The 18,511-nt window shown below is 73.0% G+C and carries 14 protein-coding genes; 9 read left to right on the top strand and 5 right to left on the bottom strand.

The features are described 5' to 3' along the window. The first annotated feature begins 73 nt into the window (after nucleotides 1-73). Nucleotides 74-343 carry a hypothetical protein gene (locus tag ACSHV8_RS19930; RefSeq protein WP_436535229.1) on the top strand — a complete coding sequence of 90 codons (270 nt, stop codon included), beginning with the start codon at nucleotides 74-76 and terminating at the stop codon, nucleotides 341-343. After that, nucleotides 340-714, top strand: a complete 375-nt coding sequence (locus ACSHV8_RS19925) for a helix-turn-helix transcriptional regulator (RefSeq protein WP_436535228.1) — start codon at nucleotides 340-342, stop codon at nucleotides 712-714. The genes ACSHV8_RS19930 and ACSHV8_RS19925 overlap by 4 nt, the downstream gene beginning before the upstream one ends. Nucleotides 715-845: 131 nt before the next feature. On the opposite strand, the gene ACSHV8_RS19920 is transcribed toward ACSHV8_RS19925, so the two are convergent. Genes ACSHV8_RS19920 through ACSHV8_RS19910 form a run of 3 tightly spaced genes read right to left on the bottom strand, consistent with a single transcriptional unit; the run spans nucleotide 846 to nucleotide 2,765 of the window. Beyond that, nucleotides 846-1,673: a Fic family protein gene (locus ACSHV8_RS19920; protein ID WP_436535227.1), complete on the bottom strand. Its 828-nt coding sequence runs from the start codon at nucleotides 1,671-1,673 to the stop codon at nucleotides 846-848. Then, nucleotides 1,670-1,975 (bottom strand): hypothetical protein, encoded by a 306-nt coding sequence (locus ACSHV8_RS19915; RefSeq protein WP_436535226.1) that lies wholly within the window; start codon nucleotides 1,973-1,975, stop codon nucleotides 1,670-1,672. The genes ACSHV8_RS19920 and ACSHV8_RS19915 overlap by 4 nt, the downstream gene beginning before the upstream one ends. A 22-nt stretch (nucleotides 1,976-1,997) precedes the next feature. Continuing rightward, nucleotides 1,998-2,765: an IclR family transcriptional regulator gene (locus ACSHV8_RS19910; RefSeq protein WP_436535225.1), complete on the bottom strand. Its 768-nt coding sequence runs from the start codon at nucleotides 2,763-2,765 to the stop codon at nucleotides 1,998-2,000. 43 nt (nucleotides 2,766-2,808) lie between these two features. Between ACSHV8_RS19910 and ACSHV8_RS19905 the strand changes: the two genes are divergently transcribed. From ACSHV8_RS19905 to ACSHV8_RS19895, 3 genes are all read left to right on the top strand, one after another. Beyond that, nucleotides 2,809-3,705, top strand: a complete 897-nt coding sequence (locus tag ACSHV8_RS19905) for an amidohydrolase family protein (RefSeq protein ID WP_436535224.1) — start codon at nucleotides 2,809-2,811, stop codon at nucleotides 3,703-3,705. Further along, entirely contained in the window at nucleotides 3,702-5,102 is a 1,401-nt protein-coding gene (locus ACSHV8_RS19900) for an amidohydrolase family protein (protein ID WP_436535223.1), read from the top strand. Before ACSHV8_RS19905 ends, ACSHV8_RS19900 begins: the two co-directional genes overlap by 4 nt. A gap of 134 nt (nucleotides 5,103-5,236) precedes the next feature. Next, nucleotides 5,237-6,049: an alpha/beta fold hydrolase gene (locus ACSHV8_RS19895; protein ID WP_436535222.1), complete on the top strand. Its 813-nt coding sequence runs from the start codon at nucleotides 5,237-5,239 to the stop codon at nucleotides 6,047-6,049. Here the strand turns inward: ACSHV8_RS19895 and ACSHV8_RS19890 are convergent. After that, entirely contained in the window at nucleotides 6,000-8,627 is a 2,628-nt protein-coding gene (locus ACSHV8_RS19890) for an AAA family ATPase (RefSeq protein WP_436535221.1), read from the bottom strand. The genes ACSHV8_RS19895 and ACSHV8_RS19890 overlap by 50 nt on opposite strands. Before the next feature lie 226 nt (nucleotides 8,628-8,853). Between ACSHV8_RS19890 and ACSHV8_RS19885 the strand changes: the two genes are divergently transcribed. From ACSHV8_RS19885 to ACSHV8_RS19870, 4 genes are all read left to right on the top strand, one after another. Beyond that, complete coding sequence (locus ACSHV8_RS19885; RefSeq protein ID WP_436535220.1) at nucleotides 8,854-9,855, top strand: permease; 1,002 nt, start codon at nucleotides 8,854-8,856, stop codon at nucleotides 9,853-9,855. Then, the gene (locus ACSHV8_RS19880; RefSeq protein ID WP_436535219.1) at nucleotides 9,852-10,643 is read left to right on the top strand and encodes a TIGR03943 family putative permease subunit; all 792 of its coding nucleotides are present in this window, start codon (nucleotides 9,852-9,854) and stop codon (nucleotides 10,641-10,643) included. The genes ACSHV8_RS19885 and ACSHV8_RS19880 overlap by 4 nt, the downstream gene beginning before the upstream one ends. Nucleotides 10,644-10,948: 305 nt before the next feature. After that, nucleotides 10,949-12,307 carry a lipase family alpha/beta hydrolase gene (locus tag ACSHV8_RS19875; RefSeq protein ID WP_436535218.1) on the top strand — a complete coding sequence of 453 codons (1,359 nt, stop codon included), beginning with the start codon at nucleotides 10,949-10,951 and terminating at the stop codon, nucleotides 12,305-12,307. Continuing rightward, a complete protein-coding gene (locus ACSHV8_RS19870) occupies nucleotides 12,304-17,250 on the top strand; it encodes an nSTAND1 domain-containing NTPase (RefSeq protein ID WP_436535217.1) in 4,947 nt (1,648 codons plus the stop codon). The genes ACSHV8_RS19875 and ACSHV8_RS19870 overlap by 4 nt, the downstream gene beginning before the upstream one ends. Here ACSHV8_RS19870 and ACSHV8_RS19865 read toward each other — a convergent pair. Next, entirely contained in the window at nucleotides 17,219-18,502 is a 1,284-nt protein-coding gene (locus tag ACSHV8_RS19865; RefSeq protein WP_436535215.1) for a glycosyltransferase family 4 protein, read from the bottom strand. The genes ACSHV8_RS19870 and ACSHV8_RS19865 overlap by 32 nt on opposite strands. Nucleotides 18,503-18,511 lie beyond the last annotated feature (9 nt).

Raw genomic sequence — 18,511 nt, 5'->3', positions numbered from 1 at the left:
GTTCGCTGATAGTCACCCGCCGGGCCACCGGCCGTACGGGTGAATTGATCGTCGATGGTTCGAAGGAGGAAGTGTGATCACGCAGAGGGAGTTGATCGCGGCCCTGGCGGCGATCGGGCTTGATGCCGAGGTACAGATCAACTTGGACGGCATTCCGCTGGACATCAACGGGCTCAGTCTCGACGAGCGTCGTGGGGTGATCTTTCTGCGACCGCATCCGGAGAAGGTGCCCGATGCCTTGCGCCGGTTCGTGGCCGCAGTCACGGCCGCCCGGAGCGGCGGTCGTCAGGAACACGCGGTCCGGCGCAACGCGCACGGCCACTACGAGCTGTTGTGTCCATGAGGCAGCGGCTGCTTCCCCGGCTGATGGGTGCGAGGGAGATCGCGATCCGGCTCGGCCTCTCCCGGCAACGGATCCAGCAACTGGCCGATCGCGACGATTTCCCCGAACCTTTTCAGGAGCTGGGAATGGGCCGTGTCTGGTGGGCCTACGAGGTCGAGGGATGGATCAGCCGATGGCGGGAAGGCGATGCGGACTGCAGACCCGGTCCCGGCGATGCAGCGGTCCGGCGGTTGGCTGAGCGCGTGGCCGACCATCTGGCGGAGCGCGGAGAGCTCTTCATCGATGGAAGGCACACCGATGTCTTGACGGAATTTCTTCACCTGTACCTGGCGAGCAGCGGATTCCCGAGCCAATCTTTTTCCGGAGAGTAGGGGGCGGCTGACCTGGAATGTGAAGCGGCGAATCGCGGCGGCTGATTGGTCACCACGATCGGGCCGACGGCCGCGGCGGGTGGGTACGCACAGAATGGCCGAATCGCCGTTTCCGGGGCCTGCGACTCCGGCTACTCGTACGGGTCGCGGCCAGGCCCGCGTACCGCCGCGGCGGCGGCCTCCGCGATTTCCGAGGCGACCCCGGCGAGTTCATAGACCCGGCCGGTCGCGTGGCCGCGCGCGGTCAGCAGGCCGGCCCGGGTCAGCGCCTGGATGTCGCGGATGGCCTGGTCGCGGCTGAGCTCCTCGTCCTGCTGGTAGGTGGTCCGCCTCAACTCGCCGATTGCGGCGGCGTAGAGAGCGGACACGGTGCGCTCGGCCAGGTTCCGTTCCGTGGCGAGGTGCGCCAGATCGTTCCAGAGCAGCACGGTCCACTCATATCGTCGTTGCACCCGCTGGGCTTGGCGATGGTGGGCCGACAGCACGAACTTGAGCCACGGGCGGGCGTCACGGCCAGGCTGGAAGCGGCCACCTTGCGTGGTGCGCAGCGCTTCGTAGTACTGCACGGTGTTGATCTGTTCGCCGAGCCATTCCTCGATCGAGGAGAACTCGGGTGCCGGCTCACCGGTGCGGGCCAGGATCAGGGTGTGCAGCGCGCGTGCTGTCCGGCCGTTGCCGTCCCGCCAGGGGTGGATGGCTACAAGGTTCAGGTGGGCCATTGCCGCTCGCGCATAGGCCGGGGCATCCAGGTCGCCGTCGCGCAGCCACGTGACCAGTTCGGTCATGAGTCCAGGGACGAGATCGGGGTCGGGGCCCGTGTACATCGGTTCCAAAGGATCGGAGCTGGACACGAAGATTCCGCCGGCCCGATAGCGGCCCGGCCACTTCGCCGGCTGGTACTTCGTGATCATGAAATGCAGCGCAGACAGCAGCGTCTCCGAGTACTCGAAGAAGGTCATGAGGGGGTCTGCTGCACGTAGGTCATGGCATCGCGGTATCCGATCACCGCCTGCTGTGTCTCGTCGCCGGCCGCGGCGGACATCGGGGCGTGTTCGACAAGTGCCCGTGCATTCGCGCTGCTGATCGTGATGTTCTCAATGGCGTTGGAGCCCCGGACGGCCGCGGCGAACAGGTTCCGACGTAGTTGGATCGCCCACCGCGGCTCGGACCGCAGGTGTGCGCCGAGCGCAGCCCGCATCGTGTCGAGTTCTCGGAGGACCTGATGATCCGCGGTGTCCAGTTCGGGAACCGCGTAGAGCACCCACCTGCCTTAGAGGCCCGTGTCAGGACAGCAGGAGGTCGGCGGCGGGGACGGTGGACAGCTGGCGGGAGACGGCGCGGGCGGCCGCCTGGACGGCCAGGCCGTACGGTGCCGCCTCGAAGCCCGCGCTCGGCGCCACCACCGACAGTGCGGCCACCACCTGGTCGGCCGCGTGGATCGGGGCGGCGACCGTGCTCATCGCCCACGGGCGGTTCTGCCGGCCGAAGGCGTAGCCGCCACGCCGTACCTCAGCAAGAACCCGCCGCAGGTCAGCGGTGCCCTGGATGTCGGTGTCACCGTCACCGGCCCGGTAGGCGGCGAGCACCGCTTCCTGGATCTCGGCCGGCGCGTGGGCGAGCAGCACCAGCCCGACGCCGGTGGCGGTCAGGGGGAGGCGTCCGCCGACGCGGTAGCGGACCGGGCTCGCGTCGCGGGCCGAGAGGCGTTCGACGAGCAGGGCCTCGTCGTTGTCGCGGACGGCGAGCAGCACGTGCTGGCGGGTGACGTGGAATAGGTCCTCCAGGTACGGCATCGCGACCGCGCGCAGGCCGTGGCCGCGCGGGGCGAGGGAGGCGATCTCCAGCAGGTGCAGGCCGATCACGTACCGCCCGTCGTCGAGGCGTTCCAGGGCGCCGGCCTCGACGAGGGTGCGGGCCAGGCGCAGGGCGCTGCTGCGGGGCAGGTCGGCGCGGCGGGCCAGGTCGGCCAGGCCCTGCGCCCGGTGGGTGGCGTCGAACGTGCGGAGCAGGGTGAACGCGCGTTCGATAACCGGTGTGCCGCTCAGTGGCATAGGGCATTCCGTTCACCGGTCATGGCTCCTACGGTTGCACACCATGACCGGACTGATCGACGTACATGCCCATTTCGTGACCGACGCCTATGCGGCCGCGACCGGGATCGAGCGCCCGGACGGCATGCCCGGGTGGCCCGCCTGGAGCGCCGCCGAGCACCTGGACCTGATGGCCCGGGGTGGCATCGACAAGGCGTACCTCTCCGTCTCGTCGCCGGGGGTGCTGGAAAACCGGGCCCTGGCTCGCGAAGTGAACGAATTCGGCGCCCAGCAGAAGGCAAAATATCCAGATAAATTCGGGCACTTTGCCAGCCTGCCGCTCCCGGACGTCGACGCCTCGATCGCTGAGGCCACCTACGCTCTGGACGACCTCGACGCGGACGGAGTCGTGGTGGAGACCAACCACAACGGCGTCTACCCGGGCGACGCCCGCTACGAGCCGCTCTGGGCCGAGCTCGACCGCCGCTCCGCCCTGATCTTCGTCCACCCGACCTCGCCGCCGCACGCCGAGGAGATCGCCCTCGGCCGCCCCCGCCCGATGCTGGAGTTCCTCTTCGACACGGCCCGCGCCGCCAGTGACCTGATCTTCAGCGGCGTGCTGACCCGTTACCCGGCGATCCGCTGGGTCCTGACCCACGGCGGGGGAGCGCTGCCCCTGCTGGCCGACCGGATGCAACTGTTCCAGGCGCTGGTGCCCGGAGCCGCCGACGTGCAGGAGTCCGTTGTCGATCAGCTCAGCCGCGTCTGGTTCGACATGGCCGGCACCCCGTTCCCGCGGCAGATCCCCGCCCTGGAGGCCGCCTTCGGCACGTCCCGCCTGGTTTACGGCAGCGACTACTGCTGGACGCCGGCCCCGCTCGCGCTCGCCCAGATCGACACCATCGACGACTCCTGGCGGGCCCTGACCAGCGACAACGCCGAAAGGCTGTTCAACCGATGAGCGCTCTGCTGCTGCGCAACGCCACCGTCGTCGACGTCCGCGCCGGCGGGCTGAGCGCCGGAACCGACGTACTCATAGAAAATCGCAAGATCTCCGCGGTCGGTCCCGCTCTGCCGGCGCCTCCCGGCGCCGAGATGGTCGAGGCTTCTTCGCGGTACGTCGTTCCGGGCTTCAACGACATGCACGCGCACCCGCTCGGGCAGCCCGGCCAGGTCGGCGCCACCCTGGAACTGATGCTGGCACACGGCATCACCGGTTTCCGGCAGATGCACGGCGACCTGAGCCTGCTCCGGGCCCGGGCGAACGGCGAGTTGCGTCTGCCCAAGGCGTCCCCGGCGTTGCTGGCCATGCCGGGTCCGCTTCTGACCATGCTGAACACGGCGACACCGGAAGAAACCGCCGAGACGGTACGGACCCAGGTCGCGGCCGGCGCCGACTTCGTCAAGTCGGCCGCGATGACCGCCGAGAGCTTCTTCGACGCCCAGGCCGAGGCGCTGCGGCTCGGGGTGCCGATCGTCGGGCACCTGCCGGCCGGCCTCGACGTCCTGCGCGCCTCCAAGATCGGCATGCGGTCGATCGAGCACTTCGGGTCCGGCCTGGGCGTGCTGGGTTGCTGCGACGGGCACAGCGAGATCCCGGCGACCGGTGACCAGCGGCTGCGCCTGCCGTCGTTCCGGCTGCCGTTCGCGGACCGGATCCTGGCCGCCGTGCTGCGCCGGATCGTGCTCAACCCGGTCCAGCTGAACAAGCCGGCCGACCTGGCCCTGCTCGACGAGGCGGTCCGGCACTACGACGAGGGGCGGGCCCGTGAGCTGGGAGAACGCTTCGCGGCGGACGGAACTTGGCACGTGCCCACGCTGATCCGGCAGAAGACCAGCAAGCTCTGCGACGATCCGGGCTTCCCGGCCGATCAGGACCTGCGCTACATGACCCCGGCCACCCGCCGCACCTGGGACGGCGCGGTCAAACGGTTCGCCCGGTTCAGCCCGGCCGACCGGGAGATCCTGCGGGCCTCCCACCGGTACGAATATTACCTGGCCAAGACGTTCGACGAGGCCGGCGTACGGATGCTCGTCGGCACCGACTCCTCCGGCGCGGTCTGGATCGTGCCCGGCGCCGGCCTGCACGACGAGATCGACCTGCTCGCCGAGGCCGGCCTCGCCCCGCTGACCCTGCTGCGCATGCTGACCGTCAACGCGGCCGAGTTCCTGCAGGCCACCGCCACGATGGGCACGGTCGAGCCGGGCCGCGAGGCCGACCTGGTCCTGCTCGGCGCCAACCCGCTCGACGACGCCGCGAACCTGCACCGGATCACCGGCGTCGTCCGGGCCGGCACCTTCTACTCGGAACAGCAGCTGTCGACCCTGAAGGACCGCCTCGTCCGCACCGTCAGCTGAAGGATCGTGCCGCCGAGGTAGGAGCAGCCGGGGATGTCCGTTCTAGTCATGTCAAAACCCTACGAAGCCGACCGGCCCGCGCGGCATACGTCGGCTGACGTATTGCGGGCTCGCACGCGAGTAGCGTGCGACACATGGAGACGGTGACCTCGCGGGACGGGACCACGATCGCGTTCGACCGGTACGGCGACGGCCCGCCGGTCGTCCTCGTCGGCGGCGCGTTCCAGCATCGGTGGATCGATCACGGAACCGCCCGCCTGGCCGAGTTGCTCGCCGCCGCGGGCCTGAGCGCCCTGCACTACGACCGGCGCGGTCGCGGCGACAGCGGCGACACCCCGCCGTACGCGGTGGAGCGCGAGATCGAGGACCTCGACGCCCTGATCGAGGCGGCCGGCGGAACCGCGATCCTGTACGGCATGTCCTCCGGCTCGGCCCTCGCCCTGCGCGCCGCCGCGACCGGCCGCCCGGTCACCCGGGTGGCGGTCTACGAGCCCCCGTTCCGCAGCGGCGACCGCGGTGACGCCGCGGCGGCCGTCATCGCGGCCGCCCGGGAGGGCCGGCGCGACGACGCGGTCAGCGGTTTCATGCGGCTGACCGGCATGCCCGACGCGATGATCGACCAGGCCCGGCAGGGCCCCGGATGGGCCGCCCTGGAGGCGGTCGCGCCGACGCTCGCCTACGACCTGACGATCCTCGGTGACAGCGGTGTCCCGGCCGATCTGCTGGCCGAGGTGAAGGTCCCGGTGCTGGCCGTCGACGGCGGCGCCAGCCCGCCGTGGGCGGCCGAGGCGGTGACGGCGGTCGCGGCCGGGGTGGTCGACGGCCGCCGGGAGACGCTGCCCGGGCAGACCCACGCGGTCGACCCCGAGGTGCTGGCGCCCGCGCTGATCACGTTCTTCACGAGCGATCGTCCGGGATCAGGTCGCGCAGCTGAGAACGCGAGGTGACCCCCAGTTTGGGGTACGCCTTGTAGAGGTGCGTGGAGACGGTCCGGGCGGAGAGGAACAGGGACGCGCCGATCTCCCGGTTGGTCAGGCCAGCGGCGGCCAGGCGGACCACCTCACGTTCCTGGCCGGTCAGATCGGCCCAGGCCGAGGGGGCCGGGCCGGCCGCGGTGACCCCGGCCGCGCGCAGCTCGGCGGCGGCGAACTCGGCCCACGGGCGGGCTCCCATCCGTACAAAAGCCATCGAGGCCGCCTGAAGCGAAGCGCGAGCGTCCCGCGATCGTTGGCGCCGGCGAAGCCAGGCGCCGTATTCGAGGCGGGCGCAGGCGAGCTCGAAGGGCCACCGCGCCGCGATCGGATCGGTGGTCGCCGCCCGATGATGCGGCTCGGCGTCGTCCCCGGCCAGCTGCGCGCGCGCCGCGGCCAGCTGCAGCCGCAACCGCGGACCGGCCCCGGCCAGCCGTTTCCCGGCCAGATCGACGACCGGCCGGACCTCTTCCAGGGCACCGGCGCGCACCGCGGTGACGACATAAAAAGCGATTTCCCGGTACGAGATGTGCGGGTGAAGCGGCTCGCCGTCGCGATCGAAGAGCGGCCGCAGCGCATCCCACGCGCCCTGCGCGTCCCGTTCCGCGAACGCGATGTAGGCGCGCGTGACCAGGCCGGTCACCTCCAGCACCCGATACTCGCCGGCCTCCAGGGTGCGCAGTCCCTTTCCGCACATATCACGAGCAAGATCCACATTCCCGCGTACGGCGGCCGCCCGCGCCCCCAGCTCGAAGCCGTGCTCGCCCGCGAACGCGTGCCGCACGGTCGCGGCCAGGTCGACGAGCAGGCGCGACGACTGCTCGGCGGCGTCGAAGTCCCCGACGTCCAGCTGCACCTGGGTCAGCGTCATGAGCGTGTTCGTCATGTTGGCCGGACCGCCCTTGCGGAACAGGTCGGCCGCCCGGCTCAGCCTGGTCAGCGCGTTGCGCGAGTCGTCCAGCAGCCACGCGGCGGCACCCAGCATCATCTCCAGGTTCGCCATCTCGACCGGCGGGCCGTCCGGCGTCCGCACGGTGCGGATCAGCTCCAGGATGTCGGCCGGCTGGGCGAGCGGGGTGATCGCCATCCGGATCCAGGCGCGGCAGGCCAGGATCCGCGGCGGGACGGGCTCGCCGCGCCCGGCCAGCACCTCGTCGTAGCGGTCCAGCCACTGCTGGACCACCGGGCCGTCGGCGCCGCGGCGGTAGGCGAGCACCGCGAGAGTCGTCAGCGACGACCACCCCCAGCTCGGCTGCTCGTCGAGGAGCAGGCCGAGCGCGTCCAGCAGCAGACCCCACGCGCTCTGCTGGCGTGACGTCTGCGAGTTGCCGTAGGCCAGCATCTGGGCGGCCACCGCCCGCGTCGAACGGTCCTCGGACCCGTCCCGCAACGGCCCGGCCAGCTGGAGGATCCACTCGAAGAAGCCGCCCGCCGAGGCCGTCCAGGCCGCGTTCAGGGTGCGGTGCTCCCGGTCGGCGGGGGCCGGGCTGAGCTCCGCGGCCCGGATCAGCGAGCGGGTGGCCTCGGCGTACGCCCCGCGCCGCTCGGCCCGCTCGGCGACCTCGACCAGGGCCGCCGCCACCGACTCGTCGGCGACCACGGTGGCCTCGGCCAGATGCCACACCCGCCGGTCCGGGTCGTCCTCGTGGGCGGCGGCGAGCCGGCGGTGGGCCCGGACCCGCTCCTCGGTCGTGCCGAGCTGATAGGCGGCCGACCGGGCCAGCGGATGCTGGAACCGGGCGACCCGGCCGGTGATCGTGAGCAGCCCGGCCGACTCGGCCGGGGCCAGCCGGCGCAGCAGGGCCCCGGGACTGGTCACCCGGCCGACCGTGCGCAGGTCACCGTCACCGGCGGCGACCAGCAGCAGGGCCTCCCGGGTGCCGGCCGGCAGCGCCCGGAACCGGGCCGCGAAGGCCAGCTCGACCGTGGTCGGCTCGGTGTCGGCGGCGGCCGCCCGGCCCAGCTCCAGCAGAGCGAGCGGGTTACCGGCGGCCCGATCCAGGACCTTCGGCAGGGCGGAACCGGTCAGGTCGACCCCGGCATCCTTCAGCAGACGCGTCGCGTCGTGCTCGTCCAACGGGGGCAGCGGGACCGCCGGCAGACCGGCCAGGGCGGCCGGGATCTCGCTGTCCCGGCAGGCGGCCAGGAAGGAGACGTTCGTCCCGCTCAGGCGGCGGGCGACGAAACCCAGGACCGACAGGGAGGTCTCGTCGCACCACTGGGCGTCGTCCAGGGTGATCAGAAGCGGACCGGACTCGGCCTCGGACTCCAGCCAGGCCAGGACGTCCAGGCGCAGCCGCAAGGGGTGGGGCGGGTTACCGGCGATGCTGTCCAGGAGCTGGTCGTCGGTGATCAGGTCGGCCAGGGCGGCGTACGGGAGGTGGCGGTCGCTCAGGGCGCCGGTGGCCTTCAGAACCCTCCTCGCCTGCCGCTGGACGGCGGTCAGGACGGCGGTCTTGCCGGCGCCCGGGATGCCGGTGAGCAGGACCGCGGGGGCGGGGCCGTGGAGGAGATCCGACACCTGGCGCAGGGTGTCGTCGCGGCCGATGAGCATCCGGCCATCCTAGGCAGGCGATCTGTGGAGCCCGATGGGCCGCGGTCCTGACCTCGCGGGTTGCGGACTGTTTCGCCGCGGGCGAACCCTTGAACCGCTGGTCGCCGAAATCCGTATTAGGACATACGCATCTATTTACATCGTCATCCGAGCGGTGGGACGCGCTGGATTTGTCGGCCGCAGGCGGTAGTTTTACGCGGCCCGAGCAAGGATGAGGGAGCCGCTGGTGACCACGACTACGACGACCGAGAGCAAGACCGAACCGGATGCGGAGAAAGGCACGACGATCGGCTCCCTCGAGGTGCTGGCCGTGGTGCTCGTCCTGCTCGTGCTCGCCCGCGGCAGCATCGCCGGGCTGCTCTCCGGCGCCGCCCTGCAGACCTGGTCCACCGTCTTCGTCTCGGTGCTGGTGCAGGCCGTGCCGTTCCTGGTCTTCGGGGTGGTGCTTTCCGCGGTCATCGCGGTCTACGTGCCCCGCAGCTTCTGGGCCCGCGCGCTGCCCAGCCACCCGGCGCTGGCCGTGCCCGCGGCCGGGGTCGCCGGCGTGATCCTGCCCGGGTGCGAGTGCGGCAGCGTGCCGATCGCCGGCTCCCTGATCCGGCGCGGGGTGACCCCGGCCGCGGCGCTCGCGTTCCTGCTGGCCGCCCCGGCGATCAACCCGATCGTGCTGACCGCGACCGTGATCGCGTTCCCCGGCGAGCCGATGATGGCGGTTGCCCGCGGTGTGGCCAGCCTGGTCGTCGCGGTCGCCATGGGCTGGCTGTGGCTGCGCATCGGCAAACCGGAATGGATCAAGCTGCCGCATCGCCCCGACCTGGACGACGAGTCCAAGGCCCGCGCGTTCTGGGCGGCCTGCCGGCACGACATCATGCACGCCGGCGGCTTCCTGGTCCTCGGCGCGGCCGCCGCGGCGACGATCAACGTGGTGATCCCGGCGGCCTGGTTGCAGAGCCTGGCCGGTTATCCGGTGCTCTCGGTGATCGCGCTGGCCACCCTGGCCGTGCTGCTGTCGATCTGCAGCGAGGCCGATGCTTTCGTCGCGGCCAGCCTGTCCCAGTTCTCCCTGACGTCCCGCCTGGTCTTCCTGGTCGTGGGCCCGATGGTCGACCTCAAGCTGATCTCGATGCAGACCGGCGTGTTCGGCCGCCGCTTCTCGATGCGTTTCGCCCCCACCACCTTCGTCGCCGCCATCCTGGTCGGCTCCGCTTTCGGGATGGCCGTCCTATGAGCCGCATGACCCAGGCCGTGATCATGCTTCTGTTCGGCGGCGCGATCATCAAAGCGACCGTGACCGACACCTTCCTCCGCTACGTCAAGGAGGGCCTGCGCCCGTTCCTGCTGGTCGCGGGCCTCCTGCTGGTCGCCGCCGCGCTCATGACGATGTGGTATGACCTGCGGGCCGCCCGCCGCGGCGACCCCGAGCCCGGCGACGCCCACGGCCACGGCTCGGACGGCCACGGCTCGGACGGCCACGGCTCGGACGACGACGGGCACGGGCACGACGACGGGCACGGTCACGGGCATCACGAGCCGAAGGTCGGCTGGTTGCTGCTGCTGCCGGTGCTCGGGCTGCTGCTGATCTCACCGCCGGCGCTGGGCTCGTTCGCGGCGGGCCAGGCCGGCAGCGTCGGCCTGTCGGCCGCCTCGGACTACCCGCCGCTGCCCGACGGTGACCCGGTCGAGGTGAGCCTGCTCGACTACGCGTCCCGGGCCGTCTTCGACGGCGGCAAGAGCCTGGCCGGCCGCAACGTGAAGCTCACCGGCTTCATCACCCCCGGCCCGGACGGTAAACCGATGCTCGCCCGCATCGTGCTGACCTGCTGCGCCGCCGACGGCCGCCCGATCAAGGTCGGCATGACCGGCGCCGCGATGGACGCGCCGCCGGACGCCTGGGTCGAGGTCGTCGGCGTCTACAGCACCGAGGTCGGGACCGACCCGGTGAACCAGGCGCAGGTCGCCTACATCGACGTCAAGTCCTGGCAGGAGATCGACGAGCCGAAGCAGCCCTACGTCTGACGGCCCCGACCAACCCCCTCACCGCCGCGGTGCCGCGCTTTCGGCCGGCCTGGTCGGTCGGTGCGGTTCGAGCGACGCCCTCACCGCCGCGGTGCCGCGCTTTTCGGCCGGCCTGGTCGGTCGGTGCGGTTCGAGCGACGCCCTCACCGCCGCGGTGCCGCGCTTTTCGGCGGGCCCGGTCGGGGTCGACGGCCGGGCGGGTTCCGGCCTGGGGCGTCACCCGGGCGGTGGTACAGCCGTGTGGTGTCCACAGCCGACCGGATCAGCCGCTGTTGCCGGGCCGAGCGGGCTCCTAGTCTGGGCTCGTGGGGCAGCCTGACGCTGTGGTGACCGGCGACGCCGTCGTCGTGGTGCCCGGGATCATGGGCAGTGAGCTGGTCGACACCGGGACCGGCGAGACCCTGTGGGGTCTGCGCGACCCGCGCTGGTATGTGAAGGCCTGGGCGGGCGGTTCGGCCCTGCGGGCCCTGGCGCTGACCGACGACGAGCGGGCCGGGCACTACGGGCGGGTGCGGGCGACCGGCCTGCTCCGCTTCCCGGCGTTCGCGCCGGTGCTGCGCGGGTTCGAGCCGTACGGACGGCTGCTCGACGGCATCCGCCCGGTGACCCGGGATCCGGCCGCGGTGGCCGAGTTCGGCTACGACTGGCGGCTGCCGGTCAGCCACAACGCGGCGCTGCTGGCCGACTTCGCGGACGCCCACCTGCGGGCCTGGCGGGCCCGGTCACCGGGCGACGACGTGCGGGTCGTGATCGTCGCCCACTCGATGGGCGGCCTGCTCGCGCGACACCTGACCACCATCCCGGGCGCCGCCGATCTGGTCCGCAGGGTGATCACGCTGGGCACGCCGTTCTACGGCGCGGCCAAGGCGGTCGTGCTGCTCAGCTCCGGGCGCGGCGGCCCGCTGCCGTTGCCGCACGCCCGGTTGCGGGACCTCGTCCGGGGCCTGCCGGGCGTGTACGACCTGCTGCCGACGTACCGCTGTGTCGACACCGGAACCGACGCGCGCCGCCTCGACGTGTCCGACGTGCGCGGCCTCGGCGGGGACGGCGAGCTGGCCGAGGCGGCGTTCGCGCGGGCCGGGCGGGTGGCCCGGGTCGCGCTGCCCGGCCACGTCCAGGTCGTCGGCGCGCATCAGCCGACCACGCAGTCGGTGCGGCTGGACGCCGGGGTCGCGGTCGGCGAGCGCTGGACCTGCAAGCCGGCCGCCGCGGGCGGCATCGAGCGGGTCGACCTGGCCGGCGACGGGACGGTCTACCGCGAGTCGGCGCAGCTGCACGACGTCGCCGCGATGCCCCTGGCCCAGTCGCACGGGGCGATCGCGCGCAGCAACGAGGCGATCATCGCGGTGGCCGACGTGCTCACCGATCGGCGCACCGGGCCGTGGCTCGGCGCCGGTGATCTCGGGCTGGACCTGCCCGACCTGGTGCGGCCCGGCGTGCCGTTCACGGTCGAGGTCAGCGGCGCCGATCATCCGCTCGACGTGTCCTGCCGGGTCATCGACGCGTCGACCGACCGGATGGTGCAGCCGGTTCCGCTGCGGCGGGCCGACGGGCGGATCGCCGGGACGGTCGCGGTCCCGGCCCCGGGCGTGTACCGGGTCGAGGCCGCGGGCGGCGGATCGTCCCCGGTCAGCCAGCTCGTGATGGCCGACGCCGGGCCATGACCGGCCCGGAGCTGTTCCCGGTCGTGGTCGGCGCCTACGAGGATCATCCGGCGCTCGCCGTGGAGCCCGAGCTGGCCACCGTCGCCGCCCTGTTCGCCGAGTTCGGCGCCGAAACCGAACCGTGGGCCGTGCCGATGGACGAGCGCGGCGGCGACGCCGTGGACCGCCGCCTGCGCGACTGGTCGCGCCCGGGTGAACCGGCCGACTCGGTGCTCTACTGGCTGGGTCACGGCTGGTCGGACGGCTTTGACGTCGCCCTCGCGCACGCCCGCAGCCCGGCCGCCGTCCGCACCTCGGGCCTGCTGCCGGCGCAGCTGGCCGAGGCGATCCGGGCCCGGCAGGCCACGGCCGGCGACCATTGGGCGATCGTGGTCGTGGACACCTGCTGGTCGTCGCGGTTCGTCGACAAGCTCAACGCCGAACTCGCGTCCGGTCTGCTCGGCGCCGACCGCGTGCTGCTCGTCGGCGTCTCCGGGGACGGTTCGACGGCGCTGGGCCGGTTCTCGGCCGCGCTGCGCCAGTGCCTGACCGAGAATTTCCGCACCGACGAGCGCATCGAGCTGTGGCGCCTCGCCGCCGAGCTGGACCGGCGCCTGCCGACCGGGTTGGTGGTCGGCCGCCGGCTCGGCGACGCCGCCCTGACCCGCCCGGTGCTGCCCCTGGCCGCGGCGGTCAGCCTGCCCCTCGACCTGCTGCGGGAGCTGGAGACGGTGCTGGCGGCGCTGCCGCCGGACGAGCGCGGCCACTTCGTGGCCAAGGCGCGCGGCGCCCAGGAGAGCGAACTGTCCTGGTTCTTCGAGGGCCGCGCGGACGAACGTACGCGGATAGTTCGTTGGTTGAGAACCGCCCGGACCGGACTGCTGATCGTCACCGGCCGCGCCGGCTCGGGCAAGTCCGCACTGCTCGGACATCTGCTGGTGCACAGCCGGCCCGATCTGCGTTCGGTGCTGGTGCGCTCCGGGCTGGTCGACCCGCTGCCGCCGCGTGAGCAGCCGGCCGACCACGTGTTCGACGCCACGATCCACCTCACCGGCATGACCCTCGACACCCTCGTCCGGCGCATCGCCGCCGCCGTCGAGACGAAACCCCTGGATGCGAGCGCTGCCACGACCGATCTGCTCGACCGGTTGATCGACAATGCGCGCGTACGTCGTGAGCCCCTCACCCTCCTGGTCGACGCCCTGGACGAGGCCGTCGAGCCTCTGGTGATCGCCCGCACGGTACTGCGCCCGCTGGCCGCGCTGGAGAACGTGCGCCTCGTGGTCGGCACGCGCGCCTCGACCCGGGAGGGCCTGCTGCGGCCGGAACCGGAGGACGAGGACCTGCTCGACGCGCTGACCGCGGTCGCGCCGCCCGGCTTCGCCAAGGTCGTGTGGATCGGCCCGGACCCGGACGCGATGGAACGCTACGTTACACGCCGCCTGGCCCGGGCCGGCGTGGCCGGGGCGGACCGGATCGCCGAGGCGGCCCAGGACAGCGACTTCCTCTACGCCCACCTGGCGGTGCACGAGATGATCGCCGACCCGGACGGGCTCGGCGACCCGCTGCCCGCCGACCACCGGGGTCTGTTCGCGCAGGCCGCCGCCCGGCTGGCCGGGCTGGACCCGGCGTTCGGGCCGCTGGTCGAGGCGCTGGCCCTCGGCCGTGGGCGCGGCATACCGATCGTCGGCGGCGTCTGGGCGGCGATGGCGTCCGCCCTGTCCCCGGCCCCGATCGGCGACGGCGACGTGTCGGCGTTCCTGGAGGCGGCCAACCCCTACGTGGCCGTGGACAACGAGGCCGGCCAGACCGTCTACCGGCTGGCCCACCGGGTGCTCGCCGAGCAGCTGCTCGGCGCCGACGCCGGCGCGTCCCGCCAGCCGGCGATCAGTCACGCCCTGATCGCCCTGACCACGGCCGGCCCCGCCGCCGCGGGCGGTCGTCCGGACGCCGGGGTGGCGAATCCGTACGTGGTCATGCATCTCTCGGGCCACGTCGCCGATGCCGGTGTCTGGGATGCCCTCGCCGCCGCCCCCGACGTGCTCGACCGGCTGGATCCGCTTGCCATCGCCGCCGACGCGCTGCGGACCGTGTTCGGCGGGGCGGGCCTGCCACTGCCGGTCGCCGGGGTGATCCTTGCCCGACACCAGTTGGCCGCCGCCGGCGCCGCGGACCGTGCCGGGCTGCGACAGCTCGCCATGACCGCGCTCGGCGCGCACGAGTTCGACCTCGGCCCGGGACGGCCGTGGACGGTCCGGGCCGGTCACGCCGAGCGGCTGACGCTGCACGTCCCGCTGCCCGGGCACACCGGCAGCGTCGCCGGCCTGGTCTTCTTCGAGGACTCCCGGCTCGGCCGGGTGCTGGCCTCGGCCGGCGACGACGGCACCGTGCGCCTCTGGGATCCGGCCACCGCCCTGCCGGTCGGTGCCCCCATGACCGGCCATCGCGGTCCGGTCACCGCGGTCTGCGCTGTTGCCGGGCCGGGCGGTCGAACGCTGGTCGCGACCGGCGGCGCGGACGGCACGGTGCGGCTGTGGGATCCGGCCACGAGCACCCCGGTCGGCCCGCCGCTGTTCGGCCACGACGGCGGGGTCGGCGCGATCTGCCTCGTACCCGGCACCGGCCGGACGATCGACAGCGGACAGGTGATGCTCGCGTCCGGGGGCGGTGACGGGACCGTGCGGCTGTGGGATGCCGGGACCGGGGCGCCGGTCGGTGCACCGCTGACCGGTCATGACGGGCCGGTGGTCGACGTCTGCGCGGTGCGCACCGGGGACGACCGGGTCCTGATCGTGTCGGCCGGGGCGGACGCGACGGTACGCCGCTGGGACCGGCGAGGCCCGGTCGGGGATCCGATGCGCGGGCATGCCGGGGTGGTCGCGGCGGTGTGCGCGGCCAGTGCCGACGGCGGTCGCTTGCTGGTGGCGTCCTCGGGGGACGACCGGACGATCCGGCTCTGGGACCCGGCCACCGGCGAAGCCGTGGGGGAGCCGCTGACCGGGCACACCGGGGGAGTGGAGGCTCTCACCGCCGTTCCCGGGCGGGACCTGCTGGCGTCGGCCGCCGCGGACGGGACGGTACGGCTGTGGGACACCGCCCGCGGCACCCAGGTCGGGGTCCCGCTGAGCAGCATGGCCGGAGCACTGTGGGCGATCAGCGCCGGGACCTGGCCGGACGGGCGGACGCTGCTGGCCACGGCCGGGGAGGACGGGGCACCCCGGCTGTGGGACCTGTCGGCCGCGCTCGCCGGCGGGGAGCCGCCCGCGCTCAACCCCGGTCTCGTGGCCGCCGTCGACTCGGCCGGATCCGACCTGATGGCGATGACCATGGACGGCGTGGTCACCCGGTGGGACGCCGTCTCCCTGCTGCCCCGAGGGTTCGCGACCCGCGTGGAGCCGGGGCTGATGGTGATGGCCCGGGTGATCCTCGTGGACGGACGGGCGATGCTCGTGTCGGCCGAGCACGACGGGACGGTTCGCCGGTGGTGGCTGGACACGCTCACCCCGTACGGGAATCCCTTGAAGGGCCACGACGGACCGGTGCTCGCCCTGGCGAGATGGGGTGGGGCGGAGGTCGCGTCGGGTGGTGCCGACGGGACCGTCCGGGTGTGGAACGTGCGGTCGGGCGAGGTTCTGCTGGTGCTGCGTGGTGGCTCGGCGGCGATCCGGGCGGTGTGCCCCCTGTCCGATAGTGACGGGCGGCGGCTGCTCGCCGCCGGGGACGCCGCCGGGATGATCCGGCTGTGGGATCCGCGGACCGGGGAGGCCGTGGGAGCGCCGGTCGGCGGACATCCGGCGCCGGTCCTCGCGCTCGCCTCGCCCCGGCCCGGAGTCCTCGCGGTCGCCGGGGTGGACGGCACGATCCGGTGGTGGGACGTCGGCACCCGCGCGGCGGTGGGGGTGCCGTCGGCGGCGCATGTGTCCGTGATCCGGGCATTGTGCCAGGTGAACGGGGTACTGGCGTCGGGCGGGGGCGACGGGCAGATCGGCCTGAGCGAGGTCGGCCGCCCCGGCGCCCGGGGCCTGCCCGGTCATCGCGGCATGGTCCGCGACCTGTGTGTGGTTCCGCGACCGGGAGGCCCGCCGCTGCTCGCCTCCGGTGGACACGACGGCACGCTGCGGCTCTGGGATCCGGTCCCGGGTACGGCGATCGGCGCCCCGGTCGGTGGTCAGCCCGGTTCGGTCGACGCGATCGCGACCGCTTCCGATCACACGCGCGTGCTTGTCGGCGAGTCCGGGCGCGCCCGGATCTGGGTGCCCGGCCGGCCCGGGGTCCGGCTCCTGGAGACCACCCGGGTGATCAACACGGTCGCCGCCGTCGCCGGGGCTGTCGTGCTCGGTTCCAGCGACGGCTGGCTCTCGGTGTTCGGCGGCGTCACCGACCGCCCGCCGATCCGGGTCGGCGAGGCCGCGGTCACCGCCCTGTGCGAGGTGGACGGCGGTGTCGCGGTGGGCACCGCCGACGGCCGGCTCACGGTGTGGGATCTCGGGCCGGGCCGGCGGGTGCGTGGCCCGATCCCGGTGCACGACGGCCCGATCCGCGCGGTCCGCTCCTCCGGCCACTGGCTGGTCACGGCCGGGTCGGACGGCACGGTCCGGGTGGTCGACGGCTCGGAGATCACCACGATGACCGGCCACGACGGCTGGGTCTGGTCGGTCGCGGTGCGGGGTTCGCGGATCGCCTCGGCCGGCGCCGACGGGACGGTCCGGCTGTCCCCGGGCACGGTCCTGACCGGGCACACCGATCAGGTGCGCGCGGTCTGCTTCCTGAGTGACACGGCGCTCGTGTCGGCCGGACACGACGGCACGATCCGCATCTGGGACGTCCGGGACCGGCGACTCCACGCCACGATCCCGCTGGGTGTCCCGGTTCACGCGCTCGACCACACGGCCGGGATCCTCACCGCGGGCACCCGCACCGGCGTCGTCGACCTCACTCTCGACGCCGCGATGCTGCCCAGATAGCGCCCATCTCGGAGTACCACTCGGCGGTCCGCCGCGCGGTCCGCCGCCAGGTGTAACGTCGCAGCACCCGAGCCCGTCCGGCCTCCCCGAGCCGCCGGCGCGACGGCGGATCGTCCAGCAGCCGCCGGATCGCCGCGGCCAGCGCGGGCGGATCACCCGGGGGCACGTGCAGCGCCGCATCGCCCACCACCTCGGGGATGGCGCCGGCGGCGGTCACCACCAGGGCGGTTCCGGTCGCCATGGCCTCGACCGCGGGCAGCGAGAACCCCTCGTACCGGGACGGCACGACCGCCACCTCGGCCGATCCGACCAGGGCGGCCAGTTCGGCGTCGTCCAGCCCGGTCACGAACCGGACCCCGGCCGGGCTCGGACGCGGTCGGCCGACCACGATCAGCTCAACCCGGCGCGGCTCGGCCGCGATCAGCTCAACCCCGGGCGTGTCAGCCGCGATCAGCTCAACCCGGGGCGGGCCGGCCCCGGTCGGCTCGGCGCGCAGCCGGCTCACCGCCTCGAACAGGTCGGACATGCCCTTGAGGGGCGCCGACGAACTGGCGACGGTGACGATCCGGCCGGGCACGCGGGGAGTCGCCGGCGGCGTGAACACCCGCTCGTCGACACCCAGTTCGATCACGCGGATCCGCTCGGCCGGCACCCGGAACGCGTCCACGATCGCCGATCGGGCCGCCTCGGACACCGTGGTCAGCCCGATCAGGCGGCGCGCGACCCGGCCCTGCATGCGCGTGAAACCGTACCAATGGCGCATTAATAATTGTCGATGAAATCCGCGCTCGGCGGCCACGTCGAATTCGCGATCAATGGTGGCCGGGTGGTGGATCGTGGCCACCACGGGCGCTTTTCCGAGAAGTCCGAGAAGTCCGTAGCCGACGTCCGCATTGTCGTGGACGACGTCGTACGGGAAAGGATGTGATCGTCGAAGGCGCGTCAGGGCGCGCAGTGAGAAAGCGAGCGCCTCGGGATAGACGCCGGCCATCAGTGTGGCCCATTCGAGGGCGTCCACCGGTCCGCGGACGCGCCGCAACGCGGTCATCGGATCGGGGTCGCCGGTCCGGTAGAGGTCAAGGCCGCGCACCGGGACGAGATCAACCCCATCATCGGCGTACGGCCATGGCGGCCCACAGAAAAGGTGGACCCGATGCCCCTCCCGGACCAGCTCCCGGCTCAGATGGCGCAGGTAGACGCCCTGGCCACCCACGTACGGGTTACCGCGGTGCCCCAGCAGCGCGACACGCACCGGGCCGGC

Source organism: Actinoplanes sp. HUAS TT8, assembly GCF_051380535.1.
Classification (GTDB): Bacteria; Actinomycetota; Actinomycetes; order Mycobacteriales; family Micromonosporaceae; genus Actinoplanes.
Note: the sequence above shows the minus strand (reverse complement) of the source record. Positions and strands in the feature narration are given on the sequence as shown.

Bases quoted from the DNA above. Each gene is read 5' to 3' on its own strand.
- ACSHV8_RS19900 (WP_436535223.1), top strand. From the start codon at position 3,702: ATGAGCGCTCTGCTGCTGCGCAACGCCACCGTCGTCGACGTCCGCGCC.
- ACSHV8_RS19870 (WP_436535217.1), top strand. From the start codon at position 12,304: ATGACCGGCCCGGAGCTGTTCCCGGTCGTGGTCGGCGCCTACGAGGAT.
- ACSHV8_RS19910 (WP_436535225.1), bottom strand. From the start codon at position 2,765: ATGCCACTGAGCGGCACACCGGTTATCGAACGCGCGTTCACCCTGCTC.
- ACSHV8_RS19920 (WP_436535227.1), bottom strand. From the start codon at position 1,673: ATGACCTTCTTCGAGTACTCGGAGACGCTGCTGTCTGCGCTGCATTTC.
- ACSHV8_RS19895 (WP_436535222.1), top strand. From the start codon at position 5,237: ATGGAGACGGTGACCTCGCGGGACGGGACCACGATCGCGTTCGACCGG.
- ACSHV8_RS19890 (WP_436535221.1), bottom strand. From the start codon at position 8,627: ATGCTCATCGGCCGCGACGACACCCTGCGCCAGGTGTCGGATCTCCTC.
- ACSHV8_RS19905 (WP_436535224.1), top strand. From the start codon at position 2,809: ATGACCGGACTGATCGACGTACATGCCCATTTCGTGACCGACGCCTAT.
- ACSHV8_RS19880 (WP_436535219.1), top strand. From the start codon at position 9,852: ATGAGCCGCATGACCCAGGCCGTGATCATGCTTCTGTTCGGCGGCGCG.
- ACSHV8_RS19925 (WP_436535228.1), top strand. From the start codon at position 340: ATGAGGCAGCGGCTGCTTCCCCGGCTGATGGGTGCGAGGGAGATCGCG.